This window comes from Nostoc sp. NMS2 (assembly GCF_017115105.1).
GTDB lineage: Bacteria > Cyanobacteriota > Cyanobacteriia > Cyanobacteriales > Nostocaceae > Nostoc.
In genome coordinates this window covers 32780-55883 of sequence record NZ_JABXKH010000087.1, presented here as the reverse complement: position 1 = coordinate 55883, position 23104 = coordinate 32780, and the positions used below count along the sequence as shown (strand labels likewise).

Below are 23104 nucleotides of genomic sequence, written 5' to 3'. Positions count from 1 at the left end.
CGGTAATAGAGTTCATAGATGGAACCGTTGCTAGACGGGTGCTTTGCTCAGAAATGAAGTCTTTGCAAAGTCTCCACTTAAGATGTGGCTTTAGCAGGTTCGCAAAGTGCAGTAATTACTTCAGGAATCACCTGATTCAAGTTTCCAGCCCCCAAAAACAGCGCCAAGTCTCCTGGACGTAATGTTTTTAACAAGTACTCACACACTGAGGATAAAGTTGGTTGATAAACTACGTGCGAATGCTGTTTAGCAATTTTTGCTGCTAGCTGTTCACCAGTAATTTGCCCTAAATTGGGTTCGCCTGCACTGTAAATATCAGTCAGCACAACTAAATCAGCATGGGTAAAGGACTCGGCAAATTCTTCTAAAAAGGTCAGTGTCCGGCTATAGCGATGGGGTTGGAAGATAGCAACCACTCTTTGTCCTGGTCTTGCCTGTAAACGTGCGGCGGCGAGAGTAACGCGAATCTCGCTAGGATGATGAGCATAGTCATCAATGAAGGTAATACCATCAACTTCACCCCGGAGTTCAAAGCGTCGTCTTGCTCCTTCAAAGGTAGCAATTCCCTTAGCGATCGCTCCAAATTCTAAACCCAAAACGCGACCAACAGCTACTGCTGCCAGAGCATTGCTGAGATTGTGCCGACTGAGCAGCCGCAACTTCAACACGCCTAAGGCTTTGCCTTTTTCCCAAACTAGAGCCGTGGTGCCATCAGCACGATAATCAATATTAGTAACGGTGTAGTCAGCGTTGGTATCTGAGTGTAAGCTGTAGCTGATTGTGGGTTGTAAGCGATCGCGCACTGTCGCACAGTCAATACTACCGATTAAAGTTTTACAACCCTTAGCAAATGTCTGGAAGATGTCAATGACTTCTTCTAATGTATCGTAATGGTCAGGATGATCGAGTTCAATATTGGTGATGATGCCAATTTCTGGAGCGTGTTTTATCAAAGAACCATCAGATTCATCTGCTTCGGCTACCAAATATTGGCTTTGTCCTAATCGAGCATTACCAGACCAAGCATTGACTTCACCACCTACCAAAATCGTTGGGTCTAGACCTGCTTCCAGAAGCATATAACCAATCATGCTACTGGTTGTAGTTTTGCCGTGTGTTCCCGCCACTGCAATACTGTAGTAATCGGCAATTAAGGCGGCTAGTACATCTGAACGATGCAAAACTGGACAACCTAATTCCAGCGCTGCTTTGTATTCTAAATTATTAGTGTTAATTGCTGTTGAACAAATGACTTGAGGTAGTTTTGACTTACTATCAGCAGGTAATTGTTCTTGTGAATTTAATACTTGAGGGCGAAAGAATTCGAGATTACTTGCCTCTTGTCTACCAAAAATATGAGCCCCGATAGATTCCAATTTGTGCGTAATGTGGTTTGGACGAAGATCCGAACCTGATACTGGAAATTGACGCTTGGCGAGAACGTATGCCAGAGCAGACATACCTATGCCGCCGATGCCAATAAAATGAAATGGTCTACCACTAAAATCTACAGAATTAGTCATTTATTGCTCCTCTTACACCACACCACACCATAATCACAAATGACACGCGTATCATAACAGGAATTTGATTTTTACCGTAACTACTCCTATATCGTGTTTATGTTTAATGCCCAGATGTTGTTTCTGGTCTGGCTTTGCGCGTTCAGAATGATTTTACCTTGGTTGGAGGTTTTTACTATTTCTGAACTGTTGTTAAGATTATTCTGAAAATTTTGGCTACATCGGGAAAGAAATTCTTGTAATGTCAAATACATATTTTGTCTACCTTACTGGAATTGGCTACATAATACATTGTTTAGTGAAACTGATTTGAAATTGCATCAAGTTTAGCCGTGAATTGACTACAATAGTACATTGGTAATGAAACTATTTTTCAATTGCATAAAACCCAGGCATAACTGGATGCAGCAACTAGCAATTTTTGGTGGCACATTTGATCCAATTCATTGGGGACACCTGCTCGTAGCCGAGACAGCAATTCAAGAAGTATCCCTTGAAAAGGTAATTTGGGTGCCATCCCTAAATCCTCCTCACAAAGAAGCAGCTTTGTTTGAGCATCGCGTCAAAATGCTGCAATTAGCCATAAAAGATAACCCAGCGTTTACTGTCTCACTAGTGGAGGCAAATCGCTCTGGGACTTCTTATGCCATTAACACCCTGATTGACTTATCTGCTTGTTACCCAAATACTCACTGGTACTGGATTGTGGGCTTGGATACTTTCCAAACCTTACCCCGTTGGTACCGTGGACACGAACTAGCACAAATGTGTGATTGGTTAATCGCACCCCGACTGCTAGGTGGTGAGACTATAACTCAAAGCAAATTAATCTGCAAGCAAGTGGAGCAAGAACTGAGAGAGCAGTCACACGCCATTTACTGGCAACTCTTGAATATACCTTTAGTAGAAGTTTCGTCAAGTCTAATTCGCAAATTGTGCCGCGAACACCAGTCAATTCGTTATTTAGTCCCGGAAGCGGTCAGATCATATATCACTAACAACAGTTTCTACTCGAACAAATCTGAATAAATTATGTGTTTTTTTATTGATCTAACACTTTATGGTTAAAAGTGCCCCCCCCCTTTGCGATATGATTGGGGTCAACGATATCAACATATAAGCATAAATACAGAGGGCAAGACACTGTGATTAGAGTTGCAATCAACGGTTTCGGGCGGATTGGACGTAACTTTGCGCGTTGCTGGGTAGGTAGAGAGAATAGCCAAATTGATCTTGTCGCTATTAATGACACGTCAGACCCTAGAACCAATGCTCACCTGCTAAAGTATGACTCGATGCTAGGCAAGATCAAAGGTGCTGAGATTAGTGCCGATGATAACTCTATCATCGTTAACGGTAAGACAATTAAGTGCGTATCAGATCGCAACCCAGAGAACTTGCCCTGGAGAGATTGGGGGATTGACCTAATTATCGAAGCAACAGGGGTATTTACTAGCAAAGAAGGAGCGCTGAAGCATGTAAATGCTGGAGCCAAGAAAGTTCTGATTACCGCTCCTGGTAAAAACGAGGATGGGACTTTTGTGGTTGGTGTGAATCATCATGATTATGACCACAACGTACACAATATTATCAGTAACGCTAGTTGTACTACCAACTGCTTGGCACCTATTGCCAAGGTGTTGAACGATAAGTTCGGCATTATCAAAGGTACGATGACCACCACCCACAGCTACACAGGCGATCAGCGCTTGCTAGACGCTTCTCACCGGGATTTGCGACGGGCGAGGGCCGCAGCGATAAACATTGTACCCACCTCCACTGGTGCAGCGAAAGCAGTGGCGCTGGTTATCCCAGACCTGAAAGGCAAGCTTAATGGCGTTGCCTTGCGCGTACCAACCCCGAACGTCTCAATGGTAGATTTCGTAGTTCAGGTTGAGAAGCGTACTATTACTGAAGAAGTTAACCAAGCTCTCAAAGATGCTGCTGAAGGCCCACTTAAAGGTATTTTGGACTATAGCGAACTAGAACTGGTATCTTCCGATTATCAAGGTAGTGATGCTTCTTCGATTGTCGATGCTAACTTGACTTTGGTCTTGGGTAATGACTTGGTAAAAGTTATGGCATGGTATGACAACGAGTGGGGTTACAGCCAACGAGTTTTAGATTTAGCAGAATTAGTGGCCCAGAAGTGGCAATAATTTGTTATTTGTCATTGGTCATTAGTCATTAGTCATTAGTCATTGGTCATTAGTTTTAGACAAAGGACAAATGACAACTGACAACTGACAACTGACAAATAACTATTGATTAAAATGTTGAAATCCCTGGCTGAGACTTAGAACTTGGTCAGGGAATTTTTTTTGTTCGTCGTGCAATAGTACTGTTGATCCGGGTGTGATGTAGCCTACGATCGCAGCACCTTGACCAAGATGTTGTACTAAGGCTAATGCTGACTCTTGTGGCAAGCAAAGCACTAATTCAAAGTCTTCGCCTCCGTATAGAGCATAAGCTAGCGCTTGCTCTTCTGTGAGCCAATCTTCAAAAGCTGCTGGAGTGGAAATTTGTCTGCGTTCTAGGACAGCGCCAACACCACTGGCGCGGCAGATTTGAATAATCGCATCTGCTAAACCATCGCTGCTATCCATACCAGCGACAGGAATTTGGGATTTTAGGTCGCACCTTTGATGCGCTGACAGCGCAACTTGGATTTTGGATTGGGAATTTAAAATTTTCTGGAGGATTGGTAAGACATCTAATCGTGGTTGTGGGCGTTGGTGGGCGCGGGTTAGAGCCGTGCGTTCTGCATCTTTGAGGTTTTGCCCTAATTGGGGATGTAAGAGCAGTTCTAAGCCAGCGTGGGAGGCTCCATGAACCCCTGTAACGACGATCGCATCTCCAACTACAGCAGCAGAACGGCGGATAATTTGATTAGGGTGAACTTGACCAAAAGCGGTAATTGCCAAAGTCGTCACAGGCGATCGCACCACATCACCCCCGACAATTGAGGTATTGTATTTTTGCAGGCATTCTGTCATCCCCTGATACAGTCGCTCAACCCAACTCACCTTAACTTCACCGGGAAGTCCCAACCCGACGGTGATTCCCAATGGGGAAGCACCCATTGCGGCTAAATCTGATAAATTGGCAGCAGCAGCCCGCCAACCAGCATCTTCTGGAGAAGTGGTAAGGTTGCTAAAATGTATGCCGTCAATTAGCACATCTGTCGTTACAACCAAAGATTGCTCTGGTGCAGTTTCAAGTACTGCGGCATCATCGCCGATAATTTCTGGTGGACAGAAGCGCTGCAATCTTTCTAAAAGACCTTGTTCACCAATATCTTTGACTTTAGTCATTAGTCATTAGTCATTAGTCATTAGTCATTAGTATCCCTGCCTCCCCACTCCCTCAAGTTACGATAAAGGTATCGTCTAGGGGGATGTTGGAATGGTCTCTACACCAGTAACAAAGCTCACATTTGAAGAGTACTTAAATTATGACGATGGCAGTGGTTTTCACTACGAGCTAGTAGGTGGCAGGCTGGAATTAATGAATCCCCCTACAATTCAACATTTCTTGATTGTTGCTTTTTTAGATACCGCATTCACAGCAGAAATCCATCGGTTGAGTTTATCTTGGCTAACTTTTCGGAAAACTGGTACGAGGACAGGAAAAAATAAGTCTCGGTTAACTGACTTGTCTGTGGTGACGCAGGAGCAGGCAAGAGAATTGATCAATGTATCAGCAGTTTTTGAGTCACCACCAATTACTAATTGTAGAGGTAGTTAGCCCAGATTCAATCAAGCGAGACTATCGCTATAAGCGGTCTGAATATGGGGCGGTTGAAGTGCCAGAATATTGGATTGTAGATCCGTTAGAACAGAAGATTTCTGTGCTGTTGCTGGAAGATGGACTGTATGAAGAAACAGTTTTTACAGCCAGTGAGCAAATTGTATCGCGGACTTTTCCAGAATTAGCGATCGCAGTTGATCAAGTGTTCAGCGCCGATAATCTAAATCAGGGGAGTTAGGAGAGACGCGATTAATCGCGTCTCTACAGGAATTATTCTCCCCTTGCTCTCTTCTTATGCAGCTTGCGGCTCAACCAGATTTTCTATTCCCTGAACGACTTTTGCCGATTCAATTTTGTCACCCGCCTTTAGTTTATCCAAAACTTCCCTGCCTTCGGTGAGATAGCCAAAAACGGCATAACGACCATCCAATAGGTTGCGTCCGGCGGGGGTGAGTTCTGGTTCAAACAAAAAGAAGAAGAATTGTGAAGAACCACCATTTACTTCACTTTCGGGACGAGCCATCACCACAGCACCAAAGGCAGAAAAAGGTAGAACTGGCATATCAACATAACGACCAGCTTCTTCTAGAGTAATGCCATAAGTAGGTGCTTTATCACCCTGGACTAAGACTTCTAAGGGGATAGCGCGATATTCGCCCGTCTTGGGATCAATAAAACCCACGTCTTTCCCTGCGGGATCTCCAGTTTGCAGAAAGTACGATTCTTCAGAACGGGTAAATTCTAAGCCATTGTAAAAACCCCTCTGCACCAAATCTACAAAATTACCAGCAGTCACAGGGGCGCTATAACCGTCCACTACGACGGTCAAATCGCCTTTGTTAGTTTTGAATTCTACCTTGGCATGACCTTTAAGTTGTGGCAGGTTGCTGTATTCAGCAGGCACTTCAAAGGGAAATTCTTTCACCATTGACTCTTCTACCTGAGTCACTAGATTCAGAAGCTTGCCTCGCTCTTGCATAATTTGTTCTTTATCTTTGCTCTTCGCCAATTCTTCTAATTTACCCACCCCAGATTTCAACTCAGTAATCCAAGCTTCGGCTTGGGGTTGGCGTTCTGTGGGAACGCTTGTTAAGATTTGGGAGGGTTTATCGAGAACACGGGATGCGTTGCTGATGTCCTTGGAAATAGCACCCCACCGCCGATTTGCCCGCAGTTGGGCAGAGATGTCCTCTAAACTGGCTTGTAGTTGCCGTACAGGTTTGTTATCTATCGGGAGTGCATACCGCAACAAAGCCTTGCCGTCGGTAATTGCGTTGCCAGATGGCAGCGCGGCGCTACTGGAGGGAGTCCACCCAGCTGTAGTTATGCCTAAAAATATTGTTACCAGCAGTATTGCCATTAGGCTGTTCTTCAGCCAGGATTTTAATAAGTTAAGCATGGGATAACTCAAATGCAGCATTAAATTGTTGACTGGACGTAACCCATCAATAATCTTCCCACGTTAAGGGCGGAGGATAAATGACAAATGACAAATGACAAATGACAAATGCCCAATGACGACTCTAGAAGGGTACAATAAATGCCGATTGTCTTCCAAAATTTGAAAGTTTCATGATCTCCAGTAACGACTTTCGACCCGGTGTTTCGATTGTATTAGATGGGTCTGTATGGCGAGTGCTTGAATTCCTGCACGTCAAGCCAGGCAAAGGTTCTGCCTTTGTCCGAACTAAGTTAAAAAATGTTCAGAGTGGCAGCGTGATGGAAAAAACGTTCCGAGCCGGGGAAACTTTGCCCCAAGCCACTCTAGAAAAAAGTACGATGCAGCATACCTATAAAGAGGGCGATGAGTTCGTCTTTATGGATATGGAGACATACGAAGAAGGTAGATTGACCCGCGCACAAATTGGCGATCGCGTCAAATACCTCAAGGAAGGTATGGAAGCTGAAGTTATTAAGTGGGGCGACCAGGTTCTAGGAGTAGAATTGCCTAAGTCTGTGGTTCTCGAAATTGTCCAAACAGACCCAGGTTTAAAAGGTGACACTGCCACCGGTGGCTCAAAACCCGCAACTCTGGAAACTGGTGCAATTGTGATGGTTCCTTTGTTTATTTCTCAAGGAGAACGCATCAAAGTTGATACCCAAGAAGATAAGTATATCAGCAGGGAATAACTTTCATCTCTACAAAGATGCAAGTCCCGATTGAAATCCCTACATCTGGATTAAATCCCTGCCACACTTAAGATGCTAATTTACGGATAGGTCGAGGTAATAAAAACTGTGCCATTGGACTTTAATGAAATCCGCCAACTATTGGCAACTATCGCACAAACAGATATTGCAGAAGTCACGCTCAAAAGCGATGATTTTGAACTAACAGTCCGTAAGGCTGTGAACGTCAGCAATCAGATGTTGTCGGTAGGTCAACCGACCTTCGGCGGTGTGGTAGGTTCGGGCTTGACATCGGGTTCATCTGGGGGAAACCAGGTGAACACGAGTCAGGTAACGGAGGTGTCAACATCTCGTGTGTTTGAGAATACTGGAACTAACACACAATTACAGTTGTCAGTAAATTCTCCCTCAATTCTTGACCAGAGATTAGTAGAAGTGCCTTCCCCAATGGTGGGAACATTTTATCGCGCTCCTGCGCCTGGGGAAACGGCATTTGTGGAAGTTGGCGATCGCATCCGCAAGGGTCAAACAGTCTGTATCATTGAGGCCATGAAGTTGATGAATGAAATCGAAGCCGAAGTCTCTGGACAGGTGATGGAAATTCTTCTCCAAAATGGTGACGCTGTAGAATATGGTCAACCTTTGATGCGAATTAACCCCGATTAAGTATTAATCTATATATGAAGTGAGTCATTGTTAAAACTTCAGTCCTTGCGGGTTAATCCTGATGAAACAAACGTTGCCTTTACCGCCAGAAGTGGTGCAACAAGTAGCTGAATACTTCAGCCTGTTAAGTGAGCCGATGCGCTTGCGGCTGCTCCACTTATTACGGGATGAAGAAAAATGCGTGCAAGAGTTGGTAGAGGCAACACAGACTTCTCAGGCAAATGTGTCAAAACACCTGAAGGTAATGTGGCAAGCAGGTATCCTTAGCCGCCGCAGTGAAGGAACTTGCGCCTATTACCGGGTGGAAGATGAAATGATTTTTGATTTGTGTAATCGGGTTTGCGATCGCCTTGCCACAAGGTTAGAAGAGCAAGCCCGTAATTTTCGTGTATTAAATACTAAACTTTAGGTCAGTTGTCCTTTGTCACTTGTAAAAACTAATGACCAATGACTAATGACTAACCCTCTTTTATTACTCCGAAAAAATAAAATATTCGTAGGTTGGGTTGAACTTTAGTGAAACCCAACAAAACCAGGGATTTTTGGTGTTGGGTTTCGTTCCTCAACCCAACCTACACCTAAATTCATCAAAGTCCTTAAAAATAAGAGTGGATGATTTTTATCCGACGAGAGTCATAAAAGAGCGCTAATGACCAATGACTAAAGCTGATAATTTTTCTCAAAGCTTTCACGAGTTAGTGGCTGTTGTAACTCTACGCCTTCACCACCTAAAACATCCAACGGTTTGCCGTTCACGTCAATGTACACCTTAGCTTTGGGATTTAAAGTTGTCGCAGTATAAACAACTTGTCCCACACGTCCCATCATTGATGTGCTACCACCACCACTGGTAAAATCTTCAGATAAATTAACGTGAACTTCGTCATTTTCTGACTTCAGCCCCAACAGCTTAGTTCCTTTGGGGATAGTTGTGGAATCTGTGCCTTCTGTCGGCCCTGCCAACAAACTTTGAAAAGCTGCTTCTAAAGGCTGGTTGGCTCGTATAGAAGCGACTTTAACAGGTTGGGGAACCAAAGCAACACTTTTGTCTTTTGGTCTGAGCCAATAAACATTAGGGGTTTGCTCATTAGCTGGCTGCCTAGTTGATAGCTGTGCTGGTTCAGCGATGCGCCCAGTGGGGTTTGATGGTGTGGGAGGATTGCTGGAGTGTGTAGTAAACCAAGCCACACCGCCACCCACTGCTACAACCGCAGCTGAGACGGCCGCAATTGCGCCTGAAGAAATGCGATTAGATCCTTGTTGGTCTTTCATGTTCAAAACCTTCCTGACTGAGGGCTGATATGGGAGTTATGTGAGGAGCAGCCTGGTTAACGACGATACTTACAAGTGGAGAGTTTCCCAAAACCTGGAGGAGACTTTATGCCTCAAAATACATTAATCTGGTGAGTCCCTAATTTAATTTTAGAATTTTTACTTCTAATCCGTCACCTGCCAAATTATGTAAATTTCATTCTTTCTGGAGATGATTGAAGATTAAATTTACAACGCAGAGGAACGCAAAGTAAAGTATTTGTTCATCTGCGAAGCTTTGCGTTTAATTTTTTACCTGAATGGCGGCGGTAATCCATTGTTGAAGTGTGGTGGTAACTTCATCAATGACTATTTCTTGAGATTTACGGGTGGCTCTTTCTACAACTTCGACTTTGCCGTTAGCGATCGCCCGCCCGGTTACAATTCTGTAAGGGATGCCAATCAAGTCCGCATCTTTAAATTTCACTCCAGCCCGTTCGTCGCGATCGTCTAGTATGGTTTCAATTCCCGCTTGATTAAGTTCTGTGTAAAGTTTTTGGGAGATTTCGACTTGTTGAGCATCTTTAATGTTAGGAATTGTGACGATCGCGTGGTAGGGTGCGATCGCAACTGGCCAAATAATCCCATCTTTATCGTAAGATTGCTCTACAGCAGCTTGTGCTAACCGCGACACGCCTACACCAAAACAACCCATAAATAGCTGCTTTTCTTCGCCCTGTTCATTGGTATAAGTTGCACCCATCGCTTGGGAATATTTCGTCCCTAATTGGAAAATATGACCGGCTTCGATTCCACGAGCGCTTTGTAAGGTTTGTTCTGGGTTATGGATGGCGCGATCGCCTGGTCTTGCCTTACGAATATCTACTATTCGCTCTGGTAATTTAAATTGCTCACCCCAATTAGCACCAACTACGTGATAACCAGCTTCATTCGCACCTGTAACAAAGTTTTTTAAATCAACGGCTGTTTGATCTACCAAGCGCAAAAACTTCGGATGAATCTGTTTATTAGCAGTAATATACTCATCTGCAATGTCTGGCGCAATGTAGCCTAAAGGTAGAGATTTAGCTGTCCATGTTTGCTGGGCTTCTGCATTTGGTACATTCAAACTAATAATAGTTTTAGCGCCGTATTCCGAAGCTAATTTAGTCAATTCATTTTGCAACTTGACTTCATTAACTTCCTGATCGCCTCGGATGTTCACCAGAACTAACACCGTTGTACCATTATCATAAACTGTTTGATAAAGGACATTTTTCACCAATTGAGTGGGAGAACAGTTGAGGAGTTGACAGACCTTTTCAATCGTTTCTGTTCCAGGTGTATCGCGTTTCTCGTAGGTTGTAAACCGTGAGGTTTCGGCATCAATTGGTAAAGAAACAGCCTTTTCTACGTTAGCGGCGTATTTACCATCCTCAGTGTAGAGAACTTCATCTTCGCCAGCTTCGGCCAAAATCATAAATTCTGTGGAACCAGAACCGCCAATTGCACCAGAATCAGCTTCTACTGCCCGAAAAGCTAAACCAGAACGCCGCAGCATATTGCTGTACGCTTTATACATATCCTGGTAAGTTTCTTTGAGGCTGGCTTCATCGGCATGGAAGGAGTAGCCGTCCTTCATGATAAACTCCCGTCCGCGCATCAAACCAAAGCGGGGACGAATTTCATCGCGGAATTTGGTTTGAATTTGGTAGAGATGTAGCGGTAGCTGGCGATAAGAGCGAATCATATCACGAGCGATCGCTGTGATTACTTCTTCATGAGTTGGGCCTAATCCTAATTGTTGCTCACGGCGGTCAATTAGGGAAAACATGATCCCCTCAGCTTTGGTGTAAGTGTCCCAGCGTCCCGATTCTTTCCATAAATCAGCAGGTTGTAATTGTGGTAGGAGACATTCTTGTGCGCCTGTAGCGTTCATTTCTTCCCGCACAATCTGGGAAACTTTTTGCAGTACCCGCCACATTAGCGGCAAATAAGCATAGATACCACTACCGATGCGACGAATGTAACCTGCACGGAGTAATAATTTATGACTGGGAATCTCAGCATCAGCTGGATCATCCCGGAGTGTAACGAATAACATTTGTGACAGTCGCATCGTTTATTCCCTTATTCCCTTTCCAGAATCTCTAATTTGTTTATAAACCAATACGGTTCAGTTAAGGTCTACTGGCAACAATTTTGGGTTTTCGAGACGCGATAAATCGCCGTCTCTACAAGTGTTTTGTTGCTCATTCTGAACTGGATTGTGATAGAATCTTTGCAACTATTTAATCTCGGTCTAGGTTATGAGTCCTTTGACATTAAAACTAGACACCGTTCACTTTAGTGACGAACAATTTTATCACTTATGTCAAAATAACCGCGAATTGAAATTTGAACGCACTGCCAAGGGAGAATTAATCATCATGTCCCCCGTTGGAGGTGAAAGCGGGAATCGAGAAGCAGATTTAATTATTGATTTGGGAATCTGGAATCGGCAAACTGGCTTTGGTTACACTTTCAGTTCTTCTACTATATTCAAATTACCCAATGGTGCTGATCGTTCCCCAGATGCCGCTTGGATTCAACGAGAACGTTGGCAAGCACTTACACCTGAACAAAGACGCAAATTTCCCCCTATTGCACCCGATTTTGTCATTGAATTAAGGTCAGCAACGGATGATTTGGAAATGTTGCGTTCCAAAATGCAAGAATATATAGATGCAGGGGTGCAATTGGCATGGTTAATTAACCCCCAACAGCAGCAAGTGGAAATTTATCGCCAAAAACAAGATAAAGAAGTGCGAAATCTACCCACACAATTATCGGGTGAAGATTTATTGCCAGGATTTAGCTTGAGTCTATCCTATTATTAAGATTTGCAAGTGCTGCTAAACCTCCACTATCTGCCCACAATTCCATTGCAGCAGAAAATACTTTATAAGTCTGCGTAAGTACGCTTCATTAAAATCGGCGTTGCTGAATCAAGGGATGATTCTTGTGGGGTGGGCATCCTGCCCGCCCGAAAATATAAGGGACGGGCAAGATGCCCATCCCACAAAACTAGTAAAATCATCCCGCAATTATGCAACGCCTTAAAATCTTACTTTTCACGTCATTTGGAAAAGCCCACGAAAAACCTAACCCCCTAACCTCCTTCCCGATGCGAGAAAGGGGAAAATTCAAAGTCTCTCTCTTTTTAGGCTACGGTGTACACACAAGTCTTTTAGAGTTGCAATGGTATTGTTAGTCGAAACAATGGCATTGTTAGTCGAAACAATGGCATTGTCAGTCGAAACAATAGCATTGTCAGTTGAAACAATGGCATTGCACTCTAAAAGTTTAATATCGTTCGCGTAGCGCCCGGCTATACCCCTCGTACATCTACACCTACATCTACAATCACAACACAAATTACCGCGATTACTCGACAAACGGAGGCGGAGGAGACTGTACTAACTTTGCCTCTCAAATTCTTCGTGCTGGCGGCTGGACGGATGTGAATGGTTATTACACGGATTACCACTATTGGTGGTACACCTTTGCCAACCAAAGCTACACCTGGGTCGGTGCTTATCCTGTCTATAACTTTCTCAATTATTCCGGCCGTGGCACACCCAAAAACCGCAGCAGTGACCTTGTTGTAGGCGATATTCTTCAGGCTAATTGGGGTCACGGTGAAGGGATTAGCCACAGTATGATTGTGTCAACAAAACATAACGACGGCAGGGTATACCTGTCGTATCACACTAACGACACACTCGACCGACCGCTCTCGGATATTGTTGCAACGAGTCCTGGCGCTAGTTTCTACGCTTGGCACATTAACGATACTTTCTCAAGCTTGAAACCTCAGACAGTTGTTGGAAAGAAATAGGAGATAGGCGACAGTCAACACCATAAAACTTCGCTGAAGCACGGTGTTGACTGTTTAGTTTCCTTCCTATGGCCCACCTAAGAGTGAATAAGGCACATAACATCCTGGCTCAACGAGCATAAATACCGCTGTTGGTGTGTCTTGTTTTAGACGGCTTTCTACAAACAGCGGACGCGACGCACTCAGCAGTGTAGGAATAGACCCAACCCGTTCAAGTGGCCACCATCCTTTATTGATTAAATCTGTTTGTGACCTGCAATTTAGAGTTTTTCCATACATATAATCCCGATCACACTCCAGAGGCCCGACGTAGCTACGCTGACCGTATGGAATTGTACAAGGAATGCCGTTTCGTCCGGGCAAGGCATAACCGTGTTGCCGAAGTACACGTGGTAGGAACATGGCTGACAGTAAGGAAAATGCCAGGATTCCTGCACCAAAGCGTAAAACAGTTCTGTTAATAGCCATAAAGTCTTAACGAGGCAAATAGAGGTCAATCAGCGCATTTTCCGCGATTACAGACGGAAAGATCAATCTATAACGGGGCTTGAACAAAGTTCAAGCCCAAACAAACCCTAAACGCTTTAGGTGTAAAGCAAATACGTCTGTGTTCTCCTCTAGCCAACCAACAAAACGATAAGATATAGCTGTTCTAAACGCTGATAAAGCTTCAGTAAATGTATTCAACAGTTTATTTGCCCAGCGCCGTCTTAAAACTCCGGTTAATTGTTGCCAAACAATAAAAATACAGTTGGGGTTAGAGTAATGGCGATCGCAAATGGTAAAGGGAATGGCACAGTATCACATTTAGATAGGTTGCTGGAGAACGCGACCCACAAAAATTAGCAGCACTTAAACATCCACGGATTAAAAGTAGCGTTGAAGATATTGCAGCAGCCCTAACTGGGGACTATCGTATTGAACATCTGTTTGTACTCCAACAGGAGTTGGCTCTGTACGATGCTTATCAAGTCCAGATTACAGCTTGTGATTACCAAATTGAGCAGTGTTTTTCCAACTTTGATTCCCAGGTCGATGTTGAAGAATCACCTCTACCTAAATCAAAACGTCGTGGAACTAAACCACAAGGCAACCAACCTGACTTTGATTTACGGACTCATCTTTACCGGATCAGTGGTGTCGATTTTACCCAGATTGATGGTCTGGGGATTTTGACCGTACAAACGATTTTGTCCGAGGTGGGACTCGACCCATCACGCTTCCCCACTGTCAAACACTTTGCTTCTTGGTTGGGATTATGTCCCGGTAGCCGGATTACAGGTGGCAAAGTTAAAAGCTCTCAAACTCGTCCTGTTGTCAATCGTGCTGCAAATGCTTTCCGTATGGCTGCTCAAACCGCAGCTAAGTCACATTCTGCTCTTGGGGCTTTTTATCGTCGTTTACGCTCTCGTTTGGGAGCGCCAAAGGCAATTACTGCTACGGCACATAAACTCGCACGAATTTTTTACCGACTTTGGACGAATCTAGATTCTTACGCTGACCCTGGTATTGATGCCTACGAACAACAGTACCGAGACCGGATGCTTCAAAATCTTAAGAAAAAAGCTCAAGCTTTCGGCTTAGAACTCATCCCTATTTCTCACTCCACCGAATGAGTTTCTTGAAAGTCCTAACCGTGAAAAGTCAGCATTAAAATAACCTGCGTAGACTAAGAAGGTATCCTATTTTTTAACCTGAGTGATGTGCTGTGCTTGGCACAATAGGCAGGTTTTAACGCTACTTCATTACTCAGGGCATATTACAGCCACTAGGATATCTTAAAAGAAATAACCCCAGGCGATTAGAATCAGGGCATCTTTAGGAGAAAACTACCTTGGCAAATGTAATTTATCAAGCACAAGCACCTTTAGAATTTATTCCTCCAGCGTTTAACCCCCTATTGCTACGAGTTGTCCATCTGTTACTACCCAGTTGGATAAACTGGCAAACACCTATTACCCAAATTGAAGCAGACAACGTAGAGGTTCTGGTGGATCTCTATCGCCAGTTTCAGGAGGGTAAGATCCGTTTTATGCTGGCATTTCGCCATCCGAAAACAGACGATCCACTTTGTTTAGGTTACTTGCTGTCTCAACTTGTACCAAAGATAGCGCGATCGCAAGACACAACACTACAACTTCCGATTCACGCTCATTTTATCTACGATCGCGGCATTCCTCTATGGGCAGGTTCATACGTTGGTTGGATTGCTTCTCATTTAGGTGGGACTCCGATTCAGCGAGGTAAAGCTGACTGGACGGGTTTACGTTCGGCGCGTGACTTGTTTGCTAATGGAAAATTCCCGATGGCTGCTGCGCCAGAAGGTGCAACCAATGGTTTATCGGAGAATATCAGCCCCCTAGAACCTGGTATCGCCCAATTAGGCTTTTGGTGTGCTGAAGACTTGCAAAAAGCTGAACGCCCCGAACAGGTTCTAATTGTACCAGTTGGGATTAAATATAGTTACGTTGATGCTCCTTGGGGTGCGATCGCAAATCTTCTAGCTGAATTGGAAGCGGCTAGCGGTTTACCTGTAAATCCACCAGAAAATGCTTCTATAGAGTCGCTTTATCCCCGGTTATTGACTTTGGCAGAACATTTACTTTCGTTGATGGAAAAATTTTACACGCGCTTTTATCATCTAAAGCTGCCAGATACCAAAACAGCAGTAGGAGAAATTGAAGATAGAAATGAAGCGCTAGCAGTTCGTTTACAAGCTTTATTGAATGCGGCGCTAATAATATCAGAACAGTATTTTGATTTACAGCCAAAAGGTACTTTGAGTGACCGGTGTCGGCGGGTAGAACAAGCTGGGTGGAATTATATATTTAGAGAAGATTTTAAGGATGTAAAAGGAGTATCTGCTGTTGAAAGAGCTTTAGGCGATCGCGTTGCTGAAGAAGCGAATGCGCGGATGTGGCACATGCGTTTAGTAGAAAGTTTTGTGGCAGTTTCTGGTAATTATATTCGTGAAAATCCAACGGGAGAAAGGTTTGCTGAGACAACTTTAATTTTATGGCAAATGATTGCTAAAATCAAAGGCGATAAAAGTGTACAGCGTCCACAACTGGGTAAGCAAAAAGTAAAAATCACTGTGGGTGAACCCATATCTATCTCTGAGTATTATCCAGCCTATAAGGAAAATCGCTTGGCTGCTAGACAAGCTGTTGCTGATGTGACAAATGATTTGCAACACGCGATGGAAGGTTTGATTTGATTAGAAGGGTTGCATCTTTGGCTAGGAAGCAGAATAAAGGTGTCAGTCGTCAGGAGGCTTATTAATTTTGACCCCTGACTCCTGACTCCCTTACAGCACTTTCGGCGGCTATGAGGTACATCCTCAAAGCTGAAAGCTATGACAAAAGAGGAGCAAGAGGAAAACTGTATTGCATAATAGCCGGAAGCGCTGTAACTAGCGAGAGTGCAATATAAATGTCCCAGTCTTCATCCTAAATCAATGCAGACAAAAAACTTTTAGCGATCGCGAGTTTAGATGCCCTGTACGGAGATGCTAGCAGTATATGGTTTATTAAGCTTACACAAACCCAAAAGTTTTTCAAAACCGTCTAAGTAAATGGGTGCAGACAATCGTAGGCTACTAGTCCCACTTGGCTTTTCTTCTATTTCACCTTTAATACAATTGGGTTAGACAAAAGCAATTTTTACTAAAAGTATCATTTTTTATTTGAGTTTTATAAAATTACCGTTAAGGTTTCCAAATTATATTTTCAGAAGAATCACGCTTTTAGGTTTTTGTAATTCCAATTACAAATAGATAAGTCAAACAAATTGTGATTCTCTAAATCAATCAAGTTATAAATCATGAAAACTCAAACCTTATTCAATTTACTGAAGGTTGGCATAGCTACTTTTGGAATCTTCTTTGTGGCTGGTCAAGGAGCCTATGCTTCCGACTTAAAGGGAACAGCATTTAGCATATCTTTGGAGTGTATGAACGACACTACCGGTCTTTTGATGGGTCAAAACTCCACTGATGCTAGCGGCTGGCAGTATGCATTTGATTCAAACAAAGATGGGATGAACGGAAATTACTGGGTTGGTGCTGCACCAGGGTCAGTAAATCCCTACGATATCTCTGGTATGGCTATCAAAGAAACTGCTACCAGCATCATTGTGGCAATCAATGGCAATATGAAGTTAACAGGAGAGGCTGAACAGGGTGCTGCCGGTGGTCAGATTGGATACGGTGATTTGTTTTTCAACATGGCAGGCAAAACCTTTGAAAATGCTATGAGTAGCGGGGATTTGTTTGGTATTCATTTCGCTTCAGCGAATGCTTCAGGGGTACAACAACTAGGTGTTTATAGTTCTGTTCAGGCGAAGACAGTTACTGATATCAAAGAAGGCTACACTGTTGGATATGGTGGTTTGGCAGGAGATGGATGGATTTCTTACGAAACTCAGGTCAAACAAGGTGGTGGTGTTGTTGGTTATGGTGATTTGACCAGTAGTTACTTTACCAATGACGGCAAGGACAAGACATTTAACCTCAATGTTATCGACTCTGGAAAGTATCTGAATGGAATCTCGTTTCTAGCACAGGGTGATGTAACGCAGCAGTTGCTAACCACTGGTTATGATGCCAACAAATTCAATGGCACACAAACAATTGCATTTGAATTCAAGAAATCTGGTATTGTGCAACCAACTCCTGAGCCTGCTAGTCTCGCTGGTTTAGGAATCGTCGGTCTGGCTTTAGCTGGTAGCAAGCTACGCAAGAAATCATCGTAGCAATTGGGTGGAGACTATTCGCAATATAGCTTGATTTATCTTCAGTGATTATAGACAAGATAAAAGACTATTTTCTCTTAGAAAAAATGATAGCTGGAGTGATGGAATTTTAGATAAGGCTTAAGCGAAAAGTAAGTATCCCAACTTGTATAGATTTACTCACTAAATATTAAATAGGTAAATTGCAATGCCCTTACTTTTCAACAAGGGCATTTTTTTTGATAAGATATAGAACTCATATTTGATTTTTGATTTACAACAAATAGGGGTAAAATTTTACCCCTACAAAATCATGTATTATTTTAAGAAAAGCTAGAGAAGGTTATTACTCTGACAGGGTAAGCGCATCTCAAACCCTATTGACACGGTAGTTTTGGGGTTCACCCAAAGCACAAATAAGTTCAAAATTACTACACTGAGCCAAGGGGTGGGATTGACATTTTCGTCTTTATGTGGTTAAAAAACATAAAAAGCTATTTGACCCATGTTTTTTCAATCATTTACGACAATTCGTCCTATTTTGAATGAAAAATTGATATTCAGATAAAGTTTTAAGCTTTTTGTCTGTATCAAGAGCTACAAAATTAGATGCGCTTACCCTGATTACTCTGAAGTTAAGTGACTTTCTAGCAAAGATGCGATCGCTTCAGGATGAATATTCTTGTATTTCTTTTTACCAAGCTGTAAAACACAGTTGGGAGCGCTGCCGCAGCATTTTTGGCAACTGGTATGTTCAATGGTAACTTTGTCTAACAAACCGCGATCGCACAAAGTTTTTTCTAACTCTGATAATAACCCTTTACCACCACGTTTCAGACAACCGCCCTTTTGACATACCATAATCCTCGCTTTGGTTTGAGGTGGTAACTCTTGCTTTGGACACCCCTTAATTGGTGTTACCTGATAGGCTTTAATTTTAATTTCACTTGTACGCGAATCTATCTTACTATAACCACAAACGCGAATTTGCTGACCAGGAACTAAGGATGAACTTAAAGAACGGCGCAACTCTTTAGACAGTTTAATTTCTACATTTCCAGATGGAATTGCCAATTGCAAGTATTTATATTTTCCTGATTCACCACCAACAAAACCTAGTAACTGTCCCTCAAGGTTCAATTCTGATAACGTCAAATGCTTGTCACCCATGATTGATAAAAAGTTAGTAATCAGTCATTTGTCATTTGTCATTCGTCATTAGTTAAGAGTTAGAAGTTAAGAGTTATAATTCATCACTCCTAACTTCTAACTCCTAACTGTTTTTATGCGAGACGTTTAGCTTCTACTGTTTGAGGTAGATTTGCTGTGTCCGGCAAATCACGAAATTCTAATTCCCAACCATTTGCTAGGGTGAGAATCTTGCCATCATTTCCATCGGTTTGTTTGACGACTTCTTCTTCAAGGTCTTTTTTAGCAACGTAAACTACTAAAGTACCGGCATCATTCATGCGTAGCATTACTTTCATGAGATTCCTCAACAGATTCTAGTTCTTTTTTCTTACAGCCGACGACGAATCCTGTTTCCAAGAAATGCACAGCATAAATATAGGAAGTCTGCAAATATGTCCCTATACTCGCTATGTAGCCGATATCTCCTTTGTTCACTAAAACTTGCCCGACTTCTTTACCAGGAAAGGTACCATCGTTTTTGAGCAGTTTCCGAACTCTGACTTTTTCACCAATTTCAAAAGCAGGTGGCAAGTTTAGCTCTAATTCATCGCGTTGCATGAGAGTACCTCTGTTCTCTGACCAAATTCAATAGTTCTTCTGTCGTCAGGCTGCGTTTTTTCTGTACCGATTGATGGCGCACTGCATCTAAAACAGATTGGGTTTCTTGAGAGTTCAAGAAAATTCCATGCTGTTCTAGCAAGTTTGAAACCAAATGCCGTCCAGAATGTTTACCTAGTACTAAACGCCGTTCCCAACCCACCTCTTCAGGAGCAAATGGTTCGTAGGTAATGGGGTTTTGCAATACCCCGTGAGCATGGATGCCAGATTCGTGAGCAAAGGTGTTTTCGCCAACGATCGCTTTCCAAGGTGGTACGCTAGCACCTGATGCGGCTGCAACTAGTTGAGACAGTTCCAGCAAACTGGGAGTGTCGATGCCCAAATCAACGCCGTAGATGCGTTTAATCGCCATGACAACTTCTTCTAAAGCTGCATTACCCGCCCTTTCGCCCAATCCGTTGACTGTGGTATTCACTGATAAAGCTCCGGCTTTGATACCCGCAAGGGCGTTGGCTGTTGCCAGACCAAAATCATTGTGGGTGTGGATTTCTAGGGGAATCATCAAAGCTGAAACCAGCCGTTTGACCTTGGTGTAGGTGGTGAAAGGGTCGAGAACTCCTACGGTGTCGCAGAAGCGGAACCGGGATGCACCCCATTCTTGGGCATAAAGCGCTACATCTAAAAGGAAGTTTTCATCAGCCCTGGAAGAATCTTCTCCGCCAACTGCTACCCAAAGACCTTGATCGACGGCGAAGCTGATACAGTCTTTGAGTTTTTGTAAACTTACTCGCCATTGACCGTGGAATTTAGCGGCGATTTGGATACCAGAGACAGGAATGGCAATATGCACCCGATTTAGACCGCAAGCAATAGAAGCCTTAATATCTGAGATGACAGCGCGGTTCCAGCCGAGGAGTTTTGCTTGTAAACCTAAATCAGAAATTGCTGCGATCGCACGTGTTTCTTCATCACCCATTGCCGGTATACCGACTTCTAATTCGGGAATACCAATAGCATCGAGAAATTTAGCGATCGCTACTTTTTCTTGTAGGGTAAAAGCAACACCTGCCGCCTGTTCGCCATCACGTAGTGTAGTGTCATTAATTATGATTTGATTCATTGCAAATATCCCTCTCTTGGAAGTATTCTTAATATCCTTTCTCTCTACAATCCCCAGCGATGGCAAATGCTAAAAATATCACAATTCATAATGTAGGATACATGATCCTTAATTATTGACCTATTAGCAGCATCACATCTGTATGGCAGGGAACTAAAACAATGTATAATTTACTAATCGTTTTTACCGATGTCAGTTGAATTCTGTTCAAGTAGCAATGAACTAATATAACTATTAGCAAACCCTGAACAAAGTAAAACACAGAATCCAGCAATTAAGGATGTAATCATCTTAGTAACCTCAGATTTTCTAGAGCATTGGTGTGTACTTTAGGCAGGTAATGGGACTCAGAGCTACAGGGTAAAAATTCGCTAACTGTGTTCTGCTAGCCAATCAAAAATCTTTCCTAGCTGCTCCAAATCAACTAAACCATACTGCCAGAGGAGCATCGGTAGTGGCCCATTTTCTAATTCACGGTGTCGCAGAGCTACAGCAATATCGGCATTTGAAAGTTCAAGTTCGTTGTGCAAATAATTGAGGAGTTTTATATCTCTATTCCGAGTCGCCATAATTGATTGAACTTTCAATTTCTTAATTTGGGAAAACTTAAAAATCAGAAATTCCAATTTTTAATTGTTGCTATATGTCAGGGGAATTTCAGATTTAGCAGAAGAAACAAAATCTAAACCCATCTAATCCATCTCAGTCTGCAATAAATTCTGCTAGCATACAGTAGCTTCAAACTCTAAAGCTATCTGAGCTTTGTGCATCTATGAACAAAAAGGATAAAGTGCAGTGATTTCGTCATGAATTCAAGATTAATGTTGTCTTGAACAGACGCGATTAATCGCGTCTCTACCGATCGCTGTAATGCCAGCAACGCTCTAGCCACTCTAATAATTCCTGACGAGAAGCGAGAAATTGCATAACTGTACTGCGAATTAGAATCGCTTCTAGCAAATTGTTCACTTGCACTCGTAAAGAACCATCGGGGGGACAAGAGCTATTAATTTTTAACTCTTGCAATCGGTGATAGATGCGCCAGCGATCGCTCAACGGAATCTGCAAAACTTGATCGCCTAAAGTTTGATTAGTCATTTGTCCTTTGTCCTTTGTTCGTTGTCAGTTGTCAGTTGTCCTTTGTCATTTGCAAATGACCAATGACTAATGACTCTTAACGCTTAAAGTTTGCAGTTGTTTTTCGAGTTCTTCAACGCGCGAGAGCAAAGAACGAATCACGGTTGCTTCCATATCGGGTAGCTTTCCATGTTCTAAAGGAGAAAGGCTGGCGTTTTCATTTCGGGAAATGATTCGGCCGGGAACGCCCACAACAGTGCAATCGCTGGGGATATTCCGCAAAACAATGGAACCTGCGCCAATGCGGACGCGATCGCCAATTTGCAAATTACCCAAAACTTTCGCACCCGCCCCGATCACTGCATTTTTGCCCACCGTGGGATGACGCTTACCAGTTTCTTTACCAGTTCCGCCAAGGGTAACGCCCTGGTAAATCAGTGTGTAGTCGCCCACGATCGCAGTTTCGCCAATCACGACACCCATTCCGTGGTCGATAAACACACCCTGGCCAATCTCTGCACCTGGATGAATTTCAATTCCCGTCAAAAATCTCCCCAAGTGAGAAATAAATCGGGGGATAAAACTCACTCCTCGACCATGTAACCAGTGAGCAAGACGATGCAAACAGAGTGCGTGCAATCCTGGATAGCAAAACACCACCTCTAGCCAGTTCCGTGCTGCGGGATCGCGCTCAAAAATAATGCGAAAATCACTCAATAATGGCTCAAAAAAACCGCCAGAGAGGAAATTTTTCAGCATGGATGTATGTGTAGAATCCTGCGTTTTGGTAGTTGGGGGATCGCTAATACTGTCTAAAGACTGTTGCATCGGTAATGTCTATCTGGTAAAAGAGTCATCTGCTATTTTTATGCTTATATCAGGTGACATCCAACTCGATAGGAAACCCAATGCTGATTGGATTTATTGGATTGATTAAGGTTGTACTCAAACGCCAAAACCCCGACTTAACATAAAGTTAAAATTTGTCTGGGGTTAGGGGGGCTAGTATTTAACGATGGGGGTACTAGTATTTTTGGGGCAGGGGTTAAGAATTTCTGTACTCGCTACAAGAAACTTTATCTGTAAGCCTTTGCTAATATTTCGTCAAGATATTTTGCAATATATTAAGTTGTACTCAGATGCACTCAAACATGAGTTAGATGAAGCTACAAATTGATTTTTTGTATATGCTACTACTATTAGTATCTTATTATTTAGTTGAGCGAA

Annotated in this window: 23 protein-coding genes and 2 pseudogenes; 11 read left to right on the top strand and 14 right to left on the bottom strand. The window is 43.0% G+C overall.

Going from position 1 to position 23104, the window contains the following annotated elements:
- Positions 1–77: 77 nt before the first annotated feature.
- Complete coding sequence (gene murC, locus HWQ36_RS16305) at positions 78–1523, bottom strand: UDP-N-acetylmuramate--L-alanine ligase (RefSeq protein WP_292704697.1); 1446 nt, start codon at positions 1521–1523, stop codon at positions 78–80.
- Between the two features lie 402 nt (positions 1524–1925).
- Here murC and nadD point away from each other — a divergent pair, with 402 nt between their 5' ends.
- Complete coding sequence (nadD, locus tag HWQ36_RS16300; RefSeq protein ID WP_292704695.1) at positions 1926–2552, top strand: nicotinate (nicotinamide) nucleotide adenylyltransferase; 627 nt, start codon at positions 1926–1928, stop codon at positions 2550–2552.
- A 116-nt stretch (positions 2553–2668) separates the two neighbouring features.
- Positions 2669–3682 carry a type I glyceraldehyde-3-phosphate dehydrogenase gene (locus HWQ36_RS16295; RefSeq protein WP_292704693.1) on the top strand — a complete coding sequence of 338 codons (1014 nt, stop codon included), beginning with the start codon at positions 2669–2671 and terminating at the stop codon, positions 3680–3682.
- Between the two features lie 102 nt (positions 3683–3784).
- Here HWQ36_RS16295 and thiL read toward each other — a convergent pair whose 3' ends face one another.
- Positions 3785–4837, bottom strand: coding sequence for a thiamine-phosphate kinase (gene thiL / locus HWQ36_RS16290; RefSeq protein WP_292704691.1), 1053 nt, complete (start codon positions 4835–4837; stop codon positions 3785–3787).
- Positions 4838–4928: 91 nt separating this feature from the next.
- On the opposite strand from thiL, the pseudogene HWQ36_RS16285 reads away from it, so the two are divergent.
- Positions 4929–5511 (top strand): annotated as a pseudogene (locus tag HWQ36_RS16285) (Uma2 family endonuclease).
- 54 nt (positions 5512–5565) lie between these two features.
- Here the strand turns inward: HWQ36_RS16285 and HWQ36_RS16280 are convergent.
- Positions 5566–6672: a peptidylprolyl isomerase gene (locus HWQ36_RS16280; protein WP_292704689.1), complete on the bottom strand. Its 1107-nt coding sequence runs from the start codon at positions 6670–6672 to the stop codon at positions 5566–5568.
- A gap of 173 nt (positions 6673–6845) precedes the next feature.
- Here HWQ36_RS16280 and efp point away from each other — a divergent pair, with 173 nt between their 5' ends.
- The 3 genes from efp to HWQ36_RS16265 all read left to right on the top strand — a co-directional run bounded on the left by efp (position 6846) and on the right by HWQ36_RS16265 (position 8478).
- The gene (gene efp / locus HWQ36_RS16275; protein WP_292704687.1) at positions 6846–7403 is read left to right on the top strand and encodes an elongation factor P; all 558 of its coding nucleotides are present in this window, start codon (positions 6846–6848) and stop codon (positions 7401–7403) included.
- A 108-nt stretch (positions 7404–7511) separates the two neighbouring features.
- On the top strand, positions 7512–8069 hold the full coding sequence (gene accB / locus HWQ36_RS16270) for an acetyl-CoA carboxylase biotin carboxyl carrier protein (protein WP_292704685.1): 558 nt from the start codon (positions 7512–7514) through the stop codon (positions 8067–8069).
- Between the two features lie 61 nt (positions 8070–8130).
- Positions 8131–8478, top strand: coding sequence for a metalloregulator ArsR/SmtB family transcription factor (locus tag HWQ36_RS16265; RefSeq protein WP_292704684.1), 348 nt, complete (start codon positions 8131–8133; stop codon positions 8476–8478).
- Between the two features lie 251 nt (positions 8479–8729).
- Here the strand turns inward: HWQ36_RS16265 and HWQ36_RS16260 are convergent, their stop codons facing one another.
- The gene (locus HWQ36_RS16260; protein WP_292704682.1) at positions 8730–9341 is read right to left on the bottom strand and encodes a GerMN domain-containing protein; all 612 of its coding nucleotides are present in this window, start codon (positions 9339–9341) and stop codon (positions 8730–8732) included.
- Between the two features lie 283 nt (positions 9342–9624).
- Positions 9625–11439, bottom strand: coding sequence for a proline--tRNA ligase (locus HWQ36_RS16255; RefSeq protein WP_292704680.1), 1815 nt, complete (start codon positions 11437–11439; stop codon positions 9625–9627).
- A gap of 190 nt (positions 11440–11629) precedes the next feature.
- Between HWQ36_RS16255 and HWQ36_RS16250 the strand changes: the two genes are divergently transcribed.
- Together HWQ36_RS16250 and HWQ36_RS34380 are read left to right on the top strand one after the other, a co-directional pair.
- Positions 11630–12199, top strand: coding sequence for a Uma2 family endonuclease (locus tag HWQ36_RS16250; RefSeq protein ID WP_292704678.1), 570 nt, complete (start codon positions 11630–11632; stop codon positions 12197–12199).
- A 506-nt stretch (positions 12200–12705) separates the two neighbouring features.
- The gene (locus tag HWQ36_RS34380) at positions 12706–13200 is read left to right on the top strand and encodes an amidase domain-containing protein (protein ID WP_366829139.1); all 495 of its coding nucleotides are present in this window, start codon (positions 12706–12708) and stop codon (positions 13198–13200) included.
- Positions 13201–13266: 66 nt separating this feature from the next.
- Here HWQ36_RS34380 and HWQ36_RS16240 read toward each other — a convergent pair whose 3' ends face one another.
- Together HWQ36_RS16240 and HWQ36_RS16235 are read right to left on the bottom strand one after the other, a co-directional pair.
- Positions 13267–13602, bottom strand: a complete 336-nt coding sequence (locus tag HWQ36_RS16240; protein WP_292704674.1) for a hypothetical protein — start codon at positions 13600–13602, stop codon at positions 13267–13269.
- Positions 13603–13758: 156 nt separating this feature from the next.
- A pseudogene (locus tag HWQ36_RS16235) lies at positions 13759–13944 on the bottom strand (IS701 family transposase); the annotation flags it as partial.
- Between the two features lie 203 nt (positions 13945–14147).
- Here HWQ36_RS16235 and HWQ36_RS16230 point away from each other — a divergent pair.
- From HWQ36_RS16230 to HWQ36_RS16220, 3 genes are all read left to right on the top strand, one after another.
- On the top strand, positions 14148–14816 hold the full coding sequence (locus tag HWQ36_RS16230) for a transposase (protein WP_292704672.1): 669 nt from the start codon (positions 14148–14150) through the stop codon (positions 14814–14816).
- 218 nt (positions 14817–15034) lie between these two features.
- Positions 15035–16417 carry a 1-acyl-sn-glycerol-3-phosphate acyltransferase gene (locus tag HWQ36_RS16225; protein WP_292704670.1) on the top strand — a complete coding sequence of 461 codons (1383 nt, stop codon included), beginning with the start codon at positions 15035–15037 and terminating at the stop codon, positions 16415–16417.
- Positions 16418–17022: 605 nt separating this feature from the next.
- Positions 17023–17952: an XDD3 family exosortase-dependent surface protein gene (locus HWQ36_RS16220; protein WP_292704668.1), complete on the top strand. Its 930-nt coding sequence runs from the start codon at positions 17023–17025 to the stop codon at positions 17950–17952.
- Positions 17953–18555: 603 nt separating this feature from the next.
- Here the strand turns inward: HWQ36_RS16220 and HWQ36_RS16215 are convergent.
- From HWQ36_RS16215 to cysE, 7 genes are all read right to left on the bottom strand, one after another.
- Complete coding sequence (locus tag HWQ36_RS16215) at positions 18556–19101, bottom strand: (2Fe-2S) ferredoxin domain-containing protein (protein WP_292704666.1); 546 nt, start codon at positions 19099–19101, stop codon at positions 18556–18558.
- Positions 19102–19214: 113 nt separating this feature from the next.
- The gene (nifT, locus tag HWQ36_RS16210; RefSeq protein ID WP_114083693.1) at positions 19215–19418 is read right to left on the bottom strand and encodes a putative nitrogen fixation protein NifT; all 204 of its coding nucleotides are present in this window, start codon (positions 19416–19418) and stop codon (positions 19215–19217) included.
- Positions 19393–19680, bottom strand: a complete 288-nt coding sequence (locus HWQ36_RS16205) for a nitrogen fixation protein NifZ (RefSeq protein WP_012407236.1) — start codon at positions 19678–19680, stop codon at positions 19393–19395. The genes nifT and HWQ36_RS16205 overlap by 26 nt, the downstream gene beginning before the upstream one ends.
- A complete protein-coding gene (gene nifV, locus HWQ36_RS16200) occupies positions 19667–20800 on the bottom strand; it encodes a homocitrate synthase (RefSeq protein ID WP_292704660.1) in 1134 nt (377 codons plus the stop codon). The genes HWQ36_RS16205 and nifV overlap by 14 nt, the downstream gene beginning before the upstream one ends.
- A gap of 371 nt (positions 20801–21171) precedes the next feature.
- Entirely contained in the window at positions 21172–21369 is a 198-nt protein-coding gene (locus HWQ36_RS16195; RefSeq protein ID WP_041565135.1) for a DUF2949 domain-containing protein, read from the bottom strand.
- Between the two features lie 286 nt (positions 21370–21655).
- Entirely contained in the window at positions 21656–21898 is a 243-nt protein-coding gene (locus tag HWQ36_RS16190) for an Asr1405/Asl0597 family protein (protein ID WP_292704658.1), read from the bottom strand.
- Positions 21899–21964: 66 nt separating this feature from the next.
- Positions 21965–22705, bottom strand: a complete 741-nt coding sequence (cysE, locus tag HWQ36_RS16185; RefSeq protein WP_292704656.1) for a serine O-acetyltransferase — start codon at positions 22703–22705, stop codon at positions 21965–21967.
- Positions 22706–23104 lie beyond the last annotated feature (399 nt).